The organism is Mycobacterium sp. NPDC050551 (assembly GCF_040674075.1).
In the GTDB taxonomy this organism is placed as follows: Bacteria; Actinomycetota; Actinomycetes; order Mycobacteriales; family Mycobacteriaceae; genus Mycobacterium.
The window spans coordinates 459778-472119 of record NZ_JBFARC010000005.1 but is presented as its reverse complement, the minus strand read 5'-3'; the positions used below and the strand labels follow the sequence as shown (position 1 = coordinate 472119).

Annotated in this window: 13 protein-coding genes and 1 pseudogene; 9 read left to right on the top strand and 5 right to left on the bottom strand. The window is 69.8% G+C overall.

Going from position 1 to position 12342, the window contains the following annotated elements; all coding sequences use genetic code 11:
* The first annotated feature begins 10 nt into the window (after nucleotides 1-10).
* The gene (gene holA / locus AB0K11_RS21960) at nucleotides 11-973 is read left to right on the top strand and encodes a DNA polymerase III subunit delta (protein WP_364981682.1); all 963 of its coding nucleotides are present in this window, start codon (nucleotides 11-13) and stop codon (nucleotides 971-973) included.
* Nucleotides 974-990: 17 nt separating this feature from the next.
* Here the strand turns inward: holA and rpsT are convergent, their stop codons facing one another.
* Nucleotides 991-1251, bottom strand: coding sequence for a 30S ribosomal protein S20 (gene rpsT / locus AB0K11_RS21955; RefSeq protein WP_364981679.1), 261 nt, complete (start codon nucleotides 1249-1251; stop codon nucleotides 991-993).
* Between the two features lie 299 nt (nucleotides 1252-1550).
* Between rpsT and AB0K11_RS21950 the strand changes: the two genes are divergently transcribed.
* From AB0K11_RS21950 to AB0K11_RS21940, 3 genes are read left to right on the top strand one after another with little or no spacing between them, the layout of a single operon-like run.
* Nucleotides 1551-3065 (top strand): circularly permuted type 2 ATP-grasp protein, encoded by a 1515-nt coding sequence (locus AB0K11_RS21950; RefSeq protein ID WP_364981903.1) that lies wholly within the window; start codon nucleotides 1551-1553, stop codon nucleotides 3063-3065.
* 11 nt (nucleotides 3066-3076) lie between these two features.
* Nucleotides 3077-4057 carry an alpha-E domain-containing protein gene (locus tag AB0K11_RS21945; protein WP_364981676.1) on the top strand — a complete coding sequence of 327 codons (981 nt, stop codon included), beginning with the start codon at nucleotides 3077-3079 and terminating at the stop codon, nucleotides 4055-4057.
* A complete protein-coding gene (locus AB0K11_RS21940; RefSeq protein ID WP_364981673.1) occupies nucleotides 4057-4896 on the top strand; it encodes a transglutaminase family protein in 840 nt (279 codons plus the stop codon). Before AB0K11_RS21945 ends, AB0K11_RS21940 begins: the two co-directional genes overlap by 1 nt.
* Here the strand turns inward: AB0K11_RS21940 and AB0K11_RS21935 are convergent.
* Nucleotides 4880-5737 (bottom strand): ribonuclease Z, encoded by an 858-nt coding sequence (locus AB0K11_RS21935; RefSeq protein WP_364981670.1) that lies wholly within the window; start codon nucleotides 5735-5737, stop codon nucleotides 4880-4882. The genes AB0K11_RS21940 and AB0K11_RS21935 overlap by 17 nt on opposite strands.
* Nucleotides 5738-5813: 76 nt before the next feature.
* A complete protein-coding gene (locus AB0K11_RS21930) occupies nucleotides 5814-6830 on the bottom strand; it encodes an aldo/keto reductase (RefSeq protein ID WP_364981667.1) in 1017 nt (338 codons plus the stop codon).
* 111 nt (nucleotides 6831-6941) lie between these two features.
* Here AB0K11_RS21930 and AB0K11_RS21925 point away from each other — a divergent pair, with 111 nt between their 5' ends.
* Both AB0K11_RS21925 and AB0K11_RS21920 read left to right on the top strand, forming a co-directional pair.
* Nucleotides 6942-7370 carry a CBS domain-containing protein gene (locus AB0K11_RS21925; protein WP_364981664.1) on the top strand — a complete coding sequence of 143 codons (429 nt, stop codon included), beginning with the start codon at nucleotides 6942-6944 and terminating at the stop codon, nucleotides 7368-7370.
* On the top strand, nucleotides 7367-7987 hold the full coding sequence (locus AB0K11_RS21920) for a GNAT family N-acetyltransferase (RefSeq protein ID WP_364981661.1): 621 nt from the start codon (nucleotides 7367-7369) through the stop codon (nucleotides 7985-7987). Before AB0K11_RS21925 ends, AB0K11_RS21920 begins: the two co-directional genes overlap by 4 nt.
* Here the strand turns inward: AB0K11_RS21920 and AB0K11_RS21915 are convergent, their stop codons facing one another.
* Nucleotides 7988-8620 carry a type II toxin-antitoxin system PemK/MazF family toxin gene (locus AB0K11_RS21915; RefSeq protein WP_364981658.1) on the bottom strand — a complete coding sequence of 211 codons (633 nt, stop codon included), beginning with the start codon at nucleotides 8618-8620 and terminating at the stop codon, nucleotides 7988-7990. It abuts the gene before it with no gap.
* A 33-nt stretch (nucleotides 8621-8653) separates the two neighbouring features.
* Here AB0K11_RS21915 and lepA point away from each other — a divergent pair.
* The 3 genes and pseudogenes from lepA to AB0K11_RS21900 all read left to right on the top strand — a co-directional run bounded on the left by lepA (nucleotide 8654) and on the right by AB0K11_RS21900 (nucleotide 12039).
* A pseudogene (gene lepA / locus AB0K11_RS21910) lies at nucleotides 8654-10575 on the top strand (translation elongation factor 4).
* 3 nt (nucleotides 10576-10578) lie between these two features.
* Nucleotides 10579-11298 carry a sensor domain-containing protein gene (locus AB0K11_RS21905; protein WP_364981655.1) on the top strand — a complete coding sequence of 240 codons (720 nt, stop codon included), beginning with the start codon at nucleotides 10579-10581 and terminating at the stop codon, nucleotides 11296-11298.
* A gap of 48 nt (nucleotides 11299-11346) precedes the next feature.
* Nucleotides 11347-12039 (top strand): sensor domain-containing protein, encoded by a 693-nt coding sequence (locus AB0K11_RS21900; protein ID WP_364981652.1) that lies wholly within the window; start codon nucleotides 11347-11349, stop codon nucleotides 12037-12039.
* Between the two features lie 2 nt (nucleotides 12040-12041).
* Here AB0K11_RS21900 and AB0K11_RS21895 read toward each other — a convergent pair whose 3' ends face one another.
* Entirely contained in the window at nucleotides 12042-12341 is a 300-nt protein-coding gene (locus AB0K11_RS21895; protein WP_364981649.1) for an ANTAR domain-containing protein, read from the bottom strand.
* Between the last annotated feature and the right edge of the window lies 1 nt (nucleotide 12342).

Below are 12342 nucleotides of genomic sequence, written 5' to 3'. Positions count from 1 at the left end.
CGATCGGGGGGTGAGCCAAGAAGTCGGTGGACTGCACCTGGTGCTCGGTGACGAGGAGCTGCTGGTCGAACGCGCGGTCGCGGGTGTGCTGCGGGATGCCCGCAAGCACGCGGGCACCGACGACGTCCCGGTCGACCGGCTGCGGGCGGGCGAGGTCAGCACCAGCGAACTGGCCGAACTGCTCAGCCCGTCGCTGTTCGCCGACACGCGGGTGGTGGTGCTCGAGGCCGCCGCGGAGGCCGGCAAGGAGGCGGTCGCGCTGATCGGCTCGGTGGCCGAGGACCTGCCGCCGGGCACCGTGCTGGTGGTGGTGCACTCAGGTGGCGGACGGGCCAAGGCGCTGGCCGATCAGCTCAAGAAGCTCGGCGCCGAGGTGTATCCGTGCGCCCGCATCACCAAGGCCGCCGAGCGCGCCGACTTCGTCCGCCACGAGTTCCGCACGCTCAAGATCAAGGTGGGCGACGACACGGTCACGGCGATGCTCGACGCGGTCGGCTCCGACATCCGTGAGCTGGCGGCGGCGTGTTCGCAGCTGGTGGCCGACACCGCCGGCGAGGTGGACGCCGTCGCGGTGCGCCGCTACCACTCGGGCAAGGCCGAGGTGAAGGGCTTCGACATCGCCGACAAGGCGGTCACCGGGGACGTCGCCGGGGCGGCCGAAGCGCTGCGGTGGGCGATGCTGCGCGGGGAGCCGCAGGTGGTGCTTGCCGACGCGCTGGCCGAGGCGGTGCATGCGATCGCCCGGGTGGGCCCGCTGACGGGGGACCCGTACCGGCTGGCGGGCGAGCTCGGTATGCCGCCGTGGCGGGTGCAGAAGGCGCAGAAACAGGCCCGGCGATGGTCGCGGGCGTCAGTGGCCGAGGCGATGCGCCTGGTGGCGACGCTCAACGCGGATGTGAAGGGTGCAGCCGCGGACCCCGAGTACGCGCTCGAATCGGCGGTGCGCCGGGTGGCCGAACTGGTGGCCGACTGACCGGAGGCCGGTCGGGCTCAGAGCTTGTTGAGCGCCAGGGCCAGCGCGGACTTCTTGTTGGCGGCCTGGTTCTTGTGGATGACGCCCTTGCTGGCGGCCTGGTCGAGCTTGCGGCTGGTGGTCTGCAGCAACTCGGCGGCCTTGTCCTTCTCGCCGGCGTCGATGGCCTCGCGCAAGCCGCGGACAGCCGTGCGCAGCGAGGACTTCACCGACTGGTTGCGCAGACGGCGGCGCTCGTTGGTGAGGATGCGCTTTTGCTGCGACTTGATGTTGGCCACGCGGTGATTCCTTCGTAAGTCTCGGGTGATTCAGAACAGTTCGACAGAAGTCTCGGCGCCGGCCCGCGTCGGCGGGCAGCGACTGCTCAGGGTACCAGCGGGCGGGTCGATCGACCAAAGTGAGCCGCACTGGCCTGCCGATACGGCCGGGATCATGCAACATGGCGGGGGTGAGCCTCCGCACCCTGCCCACCGAGTCCGCCCGTTCGTCTCGCAGCACCACGCGGGCGGCCAGACGGCACGAAGGAGTCTTCGAGGGTTACAACAAGCTGGGCGGCTACGACCGCGCCTTCGACGAGATGTTCGACAGCCAGGGCAACGTCCGCGGCCCCTACAAGGGCATCTTCGCCGAGTTGGCCCCGGCGGACGCCTCGGAACTCGAGGCCAGGGCCGAGGCCCTCGGGCGCGCGTTCATCGACCAGGGCGTCACCTTCTCCCTCTCGGGCCAGGAGCGGCCGTTCCCGCTCGACCCGGTGCCCCGGGTGATCTCCGCCGCCGAGTGGACGCGGCTCGAGCGCGGCATCACCCAGCGGGTGCGGGCGCTGGAGATGTACCTCGACGACATCTACGGCGAGCAGGAGATCCTGCGCGACGGCGTCATCCCGCGGCGCCTCGTGACGTCGTGCGAGCACTTCCACCGCGAGGCCGTCGGCATCCATCCGCCCAACGGGGTGCGCATCCACGTCGCAGGCATCGACCTGATCCGCGACGCCCAGGGCAATTTCCGCGTGCTCGAGGACAACCTGCGTTCCCCGTCCGGGGTGTCCTACGTGATGGAGAACCGCCGGACGATGGCACGGGTGTTCCCGAACCTGTTCGCCACCAACAGGGTTCGTGCCGTGGGCGACTATTCCGCGCACCTGCTGCGGGCCCTGCGCAACGCCGCGGCCAACAACGTCGCCGATCCGACGGTCGTGGTGCTGACCCCGGGTGTCTACAACTCCGCATACTTCGAACACTCGCTGCTGGCACGGCAGATGGGCGTCGAACTCGTCGAGGGCCGCGACCTGTTCTGCCGTGACAACACCGTCTACATGCGCACCACCGAGGGGGAGCGGCAGGTCGACGTGATCTACCGGCGCATCGACGACGCCTACCTGGATCCGATGCAGTTCCGGCCCGATTCGGTGCTCGGCGTCGCGGGGGTGCTCAACGCCGCGCGGGCGGGCAACGTGGTGATCTCCAGCGCCGTCGGCAACGGGGTGGGCGACGACAAGCTGGTCTACACCTATGTGCCGACGATCATCGAGTACTACCTCGGGGAGAAGCCGCTGCTGGCCAACGTCGACACGTTCCGCTGCTGGCTCGAGGAGGAGCGCGAGGAGGTCCTCGACCGGGTCGACGAACTGGTGATCAAGCCGGTGGAGGGTTCGGGCGGCTACGGCATCGTCTTCGGCCCCGACGCCTCGGAGAAGGAACGGGCCACGATCTGCAAGAAGATCCGCAGCGACCCGCGCGGGTGGATCGCCCAGCCGGTGATGCAGCTGTCGACGGTGCCGACGCAGATCGACAGCAAGCTCGCGCCGCGGCACGTCGACCTGCGGCCGTTCGCGGTCAACGACGGCGACGACGTGTGGGTGCTGCCCGGCGGGCTGACCCGGGTGGCGCTGCCGGAGGGGTCGCTGGTGGTGAACTCCAGCCAGGGCGGCGGCTCGAAGGACACCTGGGTGCTGGCGTCGCGCACGTCGGCCGCCGAGCGCGAACTCGCGGCGGCGGAAGTGGTGCGCTCGCTGCCCGCGGCGGCCAAGGGCCCGAAGACCGAACGCAGCGGCGACAGTCAGACACTCGACCAGCAGCAGCAACAGCAACAGTAGGGGGATAGCGCATGCTCGCGCGAAATGCGGAGTCGCTGTACTGGATCGGACGATACGTCGAGAGGGCCGACGACACCGCGCGCATTCTCGACGTGACCGTGCACCAATTGCTGGAGGACTCGAGCGTCGATCCGGACCGGGCGTCGCGGACCCTGCTGCGGGTGCTCGGCATCGAGGCCCCGAGCACCGCGCTCGACGTCTGGTCGCTCACCGATCTGGTGGCGTTCACCCGCGACACCCGTGGTGAGGGCACCTCCATCGTGGACTCGATCTCGGCGGCGCGGGAGAACGCGCGCGGCGCCCGGGAGGTGACGTCGAGCGAGATCTGGGAATGCCTGAACACCACCTACAACGCACTGCCCGAGCGGGAGCGGGCCGCCAAACGCCTTGGCCCCCATGAGTTCCTCTCGTACGTCGAGGGTCGCGCGGCGATGTTCGCCGGCCTGGCGGACTCGACCCTGTCCCGGGACGACGGGTACCGGTTCATGCTGATGGGCCGCGCGATCGAACGGGTGGACATGACCGTGCGGTTGCTGCTGTCCCGGGTCGGCGACAGTGCCTCGTCGCCGGCCTGGGTGACGTTGCTGCGGTCGGCGGGCGCGCACGACACCTACCTGCGCACCTATCGCGGCGCACTCGACGCGGGCCGTGTCGTCGAGTTCATGCTGCTCGATCGGCTGTTCCCGCGGTCGATCTACTACTCGCTGCGACTGGCCGAGCACAGCCTCGACGAACTGCTGCAGCGGCCGCAGAACCGCGTCGGAGCGACCGCCGAGGCGCAGCGCCTGCTTGGCCGCGCGCGCAGTGAATTGGAGTTCCTGGAGCCGGGCGTGCTGCTGGAGTCGCTCGAGACCCGGTTGGCCGACCTGCAGCAGACCTGCTTCGACGTCGGAGAGGCGTTGGCGCTGCAGTACTTCCATGCGGCACCGTGGGTGGCCTGGACCGACGCCGGCCGCAGCGGCGGCCTGGTGATCGAGGAAGGGGAGATCTGATGTGGCGCATGCGGGTGGTGCACTCGACCGGGTACGCCTACAAGTCGCCGGTGACGGCGTCGTTCAACGAGGCGCGCCTCACGCCACGGTCGGACTCGCGGCAGAACGTCATCCTCAACCGGGTCGAGACCGTGCCTGCCACCCGCCAGTACCGCTACGTCGACTACTGGGGCACCGCGGTGACGTCGTTCGATCTGCACGCCCCGCACACCGAACTGGAGGTCACCGCGTCGTCTGTGGTCGAGACCGACACCGGCGACCAACCCGCCGAGGAGGTGAGCTGGGAGGACCTCAAGACGATCGCGGTGATCGACCGCTTCGACGAGGTGCTCGGGCCCACCGACTACACGCCGGACAGCAGGCGCCTGGCGCGGGTGGGGCAGCGCATCGCGAAGTACCACGACCCGCACGACGCGGTGATCGCCGCGGCGAACTGGGTGCACAGCGAACTCGAGTACGTGCCGGGGACCACCGGGGTGCACTCGTCCGGCCTGGACGCGCATCGCGAAGGCAAGGGCGTGTGCCAGGATTTCGCGCATCTGTCGCTGATCCTGTTGCGCAGCATAGGTATTCCCGCCCGCTACGTGTCGGGCTACCTGCATCCGAACCGTGAGGCCGCGGTCGGCGACACCATCGAAGGGCAGAGTCACGCGTGGATCCAGGCGTGGACCGGCGGCTGGTGGCACTACGACCCGACCAACGACAAAGAGATCAACGAGCAGTACGTCAGCGTGGGTGTCGGCCGCGACTACGCCGACGTCACCCCGCTGAAGGGCATCTACTCCGGTGAGGGCTCCACCGACCTCGACGTCGTCGTGGAGATCACCCGGCTGGCCTGACGCACACGCCGGGGTGCACCTCGACGCGGTGCAGGTCGTCTCCGAGTTCGATCTGCCGGGGGAACACCGACGCGGCCAGCGCCCGCCACTCGTCCTCGGCGCCGGGCGCGATCGCCGGGACGTAGTGGGTGAGCACCAGGATGCCGACACCGGCCCTGGCAGCGGTCGCGGCGGCCTGCTCGACCGACGAGTGGTAGTCGCAGATGTCGCGGAATCGTTGCTGCGGAAGCGATTCGATCAGGTCTTGCCGAATGGCGGTGTGCACCAGCGCGCCTGCGCCTGCGGCAAGCGCGTCGAGGCTGTCGCACGGCACGGTGTCCCCGGCGAGGACCGCCGACGCACCGTGGTGCTCCACGCGGAACCCGATCGTCGGCGTCACCGGGCGGTGATCGGTGGGCGCGGCCACGACGCGCACGCCGTCGCGGTCCCAGACGACGCCGTCGGTGTGCTCGTGCACCTCGACGGCGGGGGGTGCGGTGAGATCCGCGTGGTGGGCGATCCGGTAGCCGATGTCGCGACCGAACGCCTTCAGCGTCAGGTCCACCACCTCGGCCGTCCCCGGCGGCCCGATGATCGTCAGCGGCGCCTGCTCGGTGAACGTGGTGACCCAGCGGGTGATCAGCAGGTCACCCAGGTCGGCGATGTGGTCGCTGTGCAGGTGGGTGAGCAGCAGGGCCGTCAGGCCGGCGGCGCCGACCCCGGCGGCCGCCATCCGCTGCTGCACACCGCGTCCGCAGTCGACGAGCAGTGTCTGGCCGCCGGCGCGCACCAGCGTCGACGGCCCGGCCCGGCGGGGGTCCGGTATCGGGCTGCCGGTTCCCAGCAGGGTGAGCTCGATCATGGCTCATACCTACCGCGTCGGCGGTGCGCCGGTGTGCGGTCTGACGGGATTCCCACCGCCCCGATCGGGGAGGGCGCTACTCGCGGCCCGCGGACACCCAGTTCGGATCGCCGGACCGCTGTCCCACCACCGAGGCTGCTGCGGCGTCGAGTGCCGCGAGCTGATCTGCGGTCAGCGTGACGCCGAGCGAATCGAGGTTCTCGGCGACCCGGGTGGCGCGCCGGGTGCCCGGGATCGGCACCGATGACACGCCGAGGGCCTCGGCGCGCTGGCGCAGCCACGCGAGGGCGACCTGTGCCGGGGTGGCGCCGACCTGGTCGGCCACGGTCGCGACGGTGTCCACCACGGCGAGGTTGGCCTCGAACGCGTCGGCGGCGAATCTCGGCAGACTGCGCCGGAACTCACCGGCCGCCTCGAGGTCGGCGCCCGACCGCACCGAGCCGGCCAGGAACCCCCGGCCCAGCGGCGAGTACGGCACGAATCCCACGCCGAGTTCCACGGCGGCCGGGACGACGTTGCGCTCGACGTCGCGGCTCCAGATCGACCATTCGCTCTGCACCGCTGCGATCGGGTGCACGGCGACCGCGGCGCGCAGCTCGTCGGCCGTCACCTCCGACAGGCCGAGGTGGCGGACCTTGCCTGCGGCGACCAAGTCCGCCATCGCCCCGACGGTGTCCTCGATGGGCACCGACACGTCGCGGCGATGCAGGTAGTACAGGTCGATGACGTCGGTCTGCAGCCGCCGCAGGCTGTCGTCGGCGCTCTGGCGCACGTAGGCGGCGTCGTTGCGGACACCCGGCCGTCCCGCCGACGGCTTCCCCGGTACGCCGGTGATGCCGAACTTGGTGGCCAGCGTGACCTCGTCGCGACGGTCGGCGAGAAGGCGCGCGATCAGGCGTTCGTTGTCCCCGCCGCCGTAGACGTCGGCGGTGTCGATGAACGTCACGCCGAGATCGAGGCAGCGGTGCAGGGTGTCCAGCGATTCGGCGTCGTTGACGGCGCCGTAGACCGGCGTCAGGGCCATCGCCCCGAAGCCCATCGCGCTGACGGTGAGCTGATCGCCCAGGTCGAGTGTCGGTACCGGTGAGGTCATGAAGGGGTCAAGGTGCGGCGCCCGCCGATTCATTCCCGGCCGCCGAAACCCTCCGCAGCGTGCGCCGCCCGCCTAGCCTGATATGACGTAGCTCACAAACGGAGGCTCGCCATGCGGATCGCGGACGTGTTGCGGACGAAAGGGGCGGCGGTCGCCACCATCACGCCGGAGACCTCGGTCAGCGGGCTGCTCACCGAACTGTCGATGCACAACATCGGTGCGATGGTGGTGGTCTCACCCGACGGGCTGGCGGGCATCGTGTCCGAGCGCGACGTCGTGCGCAAGCTGCACGAGATGGGCGCGGACCTGCTGTCGCGGCCGGTGTCGGAGATCATGACGACCGTGGTGGCGACCTGCGACCCCGAGGACACCCTGGACAGCCTCACCGTGCTGATGACCCGCAACCGGGTGCGGCACGTGCCGGTGGTGGTGGACGGACGGCTCGCCGGCATCGTCAGCATCGGTGACGTGGTCAAGACGCGGATGGAAGAATTGGAAGCCGAGCACGAGCAGTTGCAGGCCTACATCACCCAGGGATGACCACTGTGCCGACCGACATCGAGGTGCGGCCGCCGGTGCGCGCCGACATCCGTGCGCTGGCGCGCACGCTGGGCCGGGCGTTCTTCGACGACCCGGTGATGGCGTGGATGGTGCCCGACCCGGCGCGCCGCGCGAAGGGGCTGCCGACGATGTTCGCGGCCATGACCCGTCACCACTTCATGGCCGGTGGCGGCGTCGAGGTCGCCCGGCGTGGCGGGGACATCGGGGCCGCCGCGCTGTGGGATCCACCGGGACGCTGGCAGCACTCGCGCAGCGAGGAGTTCCGGATGATGCCCCGGTTCCTCTGGGCGGCACGCGGCCGCGTCGCCCGCGGGCAGCAGCTGACCGATCTGATGAAGGAGCAGCATCCCGAGGAGCCGCACTGGTACCTGGGGGTCATCGGCAGCGACCCGACGGTGCGCGGCGGCGGTTTCGGTCAGGCCCTGATGCGGTCCCGGCTGGACCGGGTGGACGCCGAACACGCGCCGGCCTACCTGGAGTCGAGCAATCCGGACAACGTGCCGTACTACCAGCGGTTCGGGTTCGACGTCACCGGCGAGATCATCCTCCCGGACGACGGCCCCAGCATGATCCCGATGTGGCGGCCGCCGCGGTAGTCAGCTCCAGGAGTACTCGGCGCGCAACCGCGTGGCGACGATCTCGAACCGGTCCCGGTCCAGCACCGCGCCTTCACGCCGGATGCCCTCCTCGGGCACGTCGAGCACGCGATCGAGCCGCACCCAGCTGGGCCGGCCGTGGTCGTCCCAGCCGCCGCTGCCGATGCCGACCCAGTCCGGGTCGTCGCGGTGGTGGTCCTGGCTGCTCAGCATGAGGCCGAGCAGCGTGCGCCGGTCGCGGCCCACCACCAGCACCGGCCGGTCCTTGCCCCGCGTCGGGTCGTCCTCGTAGACGACCCAGGTCCAGACGATCTCGCCCGGGTCGGCGCGGCCGTCCAGATCGGGGGCGTAGACCAGCTTGCGGGCCCGGTGCGCCGTCGGGACGCTGTTGTCGGTGACGGGCCTGCCGCTGGTGATCGCCGCGGTCGGCTGACCCGCGGCGGCCGCACCGGCCAGCGCGGACAGGCCGGCCTCCAGGCCGACCTTGAGACCCTGCTGGAGGCCCTGCTGCACCGTGCGCGGCTTGTTCTCGGACTGCTGGAGCTGGCGGATGAACTTCGGCGCCTCGTTGAACACGAAGTTCTTTGCGGCGGTCCCCGCGAACCGCTGGAACGACTTCCACTGCGGAGGCATGGAATCGAGCATAAGTGACCGCCGGGAGCTGCGATTGTGTCGCGGCCGCCCGTGGTCGATACCCTTGACGGGCGCACCACGCGTGTCCCACCCAGCCCCACCAGGAGATTCCCATCAGCAGCTTCGCCGACAAGACGTTCACTGCGCCGGCGCAGATTCGGAACTTCTGCATCATCGCCCACATCGACCACGGCAAGTCGACGCTGGCCGACCGGATGCTGGGCATCACCGGTGTGGTCGCCGACCGCGACATGCGCGCGCAGTACCTGGACCGGATGGACATCGAGCGCGAGCGCGGCATCACCATCAAGGCGCAGAACGTGCGGCTGCCGTGGACGGTCGGGGATGAACAGTTCGTATTGCACCTGATCGACACCCCTGGCCACGTCGACTTCACCTACGAGGTGTCCCGGGCGCTGGAGGCCTGCGAGGGCGCGGTGCTGCTGGTGGACGCCGCTCAGGGCATCGAGGCGCAGACGCTGGCGAACCTGTACCTGGCGCTCGACCGCGACCTCACGATCATCCCGGTGCTGAACAAGATCGACCTGCCCGCCGCGGACCCGGACCGCTACGCCGGGGAGATCGCCCACATCATCGGCTGCGAACCCGAGGACGTGCTGCGGGTGTCGGGCAAGACCGGCGTCGGGGTCCGCGAACTGCTCGACGAGGTGGTCCGGCTCATCCCGCCGCCGGTCGGCGACGCCGAGGCGCCCGCCAGGGCGATGATCTTCGACTCGGTCTACGACATCTACCGCGGCGTCGTCACCTACGTGCGTGTGGTGGACGGCAAGCTCAGCCCCCGCGAGAAGATCAAGATGATGTCCACCGGCACCATGCACGAGCTGCTCGAGGTCGGCATCGTCTCGCCGGAGCCGAAGGCCACCGAGGGCCTCGGGGTCGGCGAGGTCGGCTACCTGATCACCGGTGTGAAGGACGTCCGCCAGTCGAAGGTCGGCGACACGGTGACCACCGCGCGCAACGGCGCCACCGAGGCGCTCACCGGCTACCGCGAGCCCCGACCGATGGTGTACTCGGGGCTCTACCCGGTCGACGGCTCGGACTATCCGAACCTGCGCGACGCGCTGGAACGGCTGCAGCTCAACGACGCCGCCCTGGTGTGGGAGCCGGAGACGTCGGTGGCGCTGGGCTTCGGCTTCCGCTGCGGCTTCCTGGGACTGCTGCACATGGAGATCACCCGGGAGCGGCTGGAACGCGAATTCGACCTGGACCTGATTTCCACCTCGCCGAACGTGGTGTACCGCGTCGTCAAGGACGACGGCTCCGAACTCGTGGTGACGAACCCCTCGGACTGGCCGGACGGCAAGGTCGGCGCCGTCTTCGAACCCGTCGTGAAAACGACGATCATCGCCCCCAGCGAGTTCATCGGGACCATCATGGAGCTGTGCCAGTCGCGGCGCGGCGAGCTCGGCGGAATGGATTACCTGTCACCCGAGCGTGTCGAGTTGCGTTACACCATGCCGCTGGGAGAGATCATCTTCGACTTCTTCGACTCCCTGAAGTCGCGCACCCGCGGCTACGCGAGCCTGGACTACGAGGAGGCAGGCGAGCAGGAATCCGATCTGGTGAAGGTCGACATCCTGCTGCAGGGTGAGGCGGTCGACGCGTTCAGCGCCATTGTGCACAAGGACTCGGCGCCGGCATACGGCAACAAGATGACCACCAAGCTCAAGGAACTGATACCCCGTCAGCAGTTCGAGGTGCCGATCCAGGCGGCGATCGGCTCGAGGATCATCGCCCGCGAGAACATCCGGGCGATCCGCAAGGACGTGCTGAGCAAGTGCTACGGCGGCGACATCACCCGTAAGCGCAAGCTGCTGGAGAAGCAGAAGGAGGGCAAGAAGCGGATGAAGACGATCGGGCGGGTCGACGTCCCGCAGGAGGCCTTCGTGGCCGCGCTGTCCGCCGACGCCGCCAGCGACAAGCCGAAGAAGTAGCCGATGCGGGCGGCGGCGGTGGTGGCGGCGGTGACGCTGCTCGCCGGCTGTGCGTCGCCCACGCAGCCATCGGTTCCCGCATCCGCGCCGCCGGCACCACCGACCGCCGCACGCCCGCTCGGCGCGATGCTGCCCACGCAGGAGGAACTCGCTGCGGCGCTGGGCATTCCACCGGCCGGCTTCATGGGTCAGCTGGTCGAGGGCGGCGCCGACATGTTGTTGCGGGGCGTCGACCGGACCGAGGCGACACCGGTCGACTGTGTCAGCCCGACGTACCGGCTGCAGCAGATGGTCTACGCGGAGAGCCCGGTGCGGTCGGTGGCCACCCGGTCGTGGGCCGGCGGAAGCGTCGCCGGGCCGTCGATGTCGGCGTATCTCGGTGTGGTGCAGTTCGACACGGCCGACGAGGCGCAGCGGTTCTTCGCCGCCTCGGCGCAGAAGTGGCGGCACTGCGACGGCCAGACGCTGCTGTTGCAGCAGCCCAACCGGGGCGCCCGTGAGCAGAGCATGATCACCGACGTGGCGGTCGGGGACCGCGTGGTGTCGGCGGTGGTGCTGCACGACGCCGGCGACTCGGACTCGCTCACCCTGCAGCGCGCACTCGGCGTCGCCGGGGACTGTGTCGTCGACGTGGAGATCACCGACCTCGAGGACGCCAAAGCGGCAGGCGCCGACGGGGCGGTGCACGTCGCGGACCTGATGTTGGACAAGATCGCGCGCTGATCGGTCCGTCAGCCGCCGCGCGGGCGCCTTGTCGGTGACAATGTGTCGGTGACGAACGCCGGTGCGCTGCGAATCTGTCTTGTGGTCGCCGGGTTGGGCGTGGCGGCCATGCTCACCGCGTGTCAGGCCACCGTCGCCGGCACGGCGGTGCGGCCGGCGGGCGCCGCCGAACTGCAGGAGGCCGAACTCGACGCCGTGCTGCTGCCCATCGCCGAGCTCAACTCGACGGTCGGCGCCACGGACATGGAGGTCACCAGCGACTCCGAGGAGATGGGTGACCATGTCGACGACGTGTCCGACCCGGACTGCGTCGGGGCCATCTTCTCCGCCGAAGAATCCGTCTACGCCGATTCCGAGTGGACCGCAATGCGCGACCAGGTGGCCGCAGAACCCGGTGACGACAACGAACACTGGGTGCAGCAGACCGCGGTGCTGTTTCCCAGCGACATGCAGGCACAGGACTTCATCGACGAGTCGCGGTCGCTGTGGGACAGCTGCGCCGGTGACGCGATCGCCATCGGCGCCGGCGCCACCACTTACCTGTGGGAGCTACAGGAGGTCCGCGATGCGCAGGGCGTCCTCGCGCAGACCTCAAGTCAGGAGGACTCCGGCGGCTGGTCGTGTCAGCACGCGATCTCGGCGGTGAGCAACGTCGTCGTCGAGACGTGGGCGTGCGGGTACACGATCTCCGACCAGGCCGTCGACGTGGCCACCGCGCTGATGGCCAACGTCGGGGGCTGACCTCAGGCCGTCGACAGCGGCGTCAGCCGCGCGTTGGAGACGAGTTGGCCCCAGGCGTTGAACGCTTCGAGATGCGCTGAGGACTGGCCGGATTCGCCGGCGGACAGGTCGACCAACGCGCCGGCGATGCTGCCGATGCCGATCCCGGTGCGGTTCACCACACTCACCAGTTCGTCGAACGCCGTGCGATGCGAGCAGCCCCGCAGCCCCACCAGGACGCCGACTGCGACGTCGATGACCCGCCGCGACGAATCGGTGTGGATGTCGTATCCCATGTGCGCCTCCTGGTGTGTGAGCACCATG

Coding starts and splice junctions, on each gene's coding strand:
- AB0K11_RS21950 (WP_364981903.1), top strand. CDS start 1,551: ATGTTCGACAGCCAGGGCAACGTCCGCGGCCCCTACAAGGGCATCTTC.
- AB0K11_RS21945 (WP_364981676.1), top strand. CDS start 3,077: ATGCTCGCGCGAAATGCGGAGTCGCTGTACTGGATCGGACGATACGTC.
- AB0K11_RS21940 (WP_364981673.1), top strand. CDS start 4,057: ATGTGGCGCATGCGGGTGGTGCACTCGACCGGGTACGCCTACAAGTCG.
- AB0K11_RS21935 (WP_364981670.1), bottom strand. CDS start 5,737: ATGATCGAGCTCACCCTGCTGGGAACCGGCAGCCCGATACCGGACCCC.
- AB0K11_RS21930 (WP_364981667.1), bottom strand. CDS start 6,830: ATGACCTCACCGGTACCGACACTCGACCTGGGCGATCAGCTCACCGTC.
- AB0K11_RS21925 (WP_364981664.1), top strand. CDS start 6,942: ATGCGGATCGCGGACGTGTTGCGGACGAAAGGGGCGGCGGTCGCCACC.
- AB0K11_RS21920 (WP_364981661.1), top strand. CDS start 7,367: ATGACCACTGTGCCGACCGACATCGAGGTGCGGCCGCCGGTGCGCGCC.
- AB0K11_RS21915 (WP_364981658.1), bottom strand. CDS start 8,620: ATGCCTCCGCAGTGGAAGTCGTTCCAGCGGTTCGCGGGGACCGCCGCA.
- AB0K11_RS21905 (WP_364981655.1), top strand. CDS start 10,579: ATGCGGGCGGCGGCGGTGGTGGCGGCGGTGACGCTGCTCGCCGGCTGT.
- AB0K11_RS21895 (WP_364981649.1), bottom strand. CDS start 12,341: ATGGTGCTCACACACCAGGAGGCGCACATGGGATACGACATCCACACC.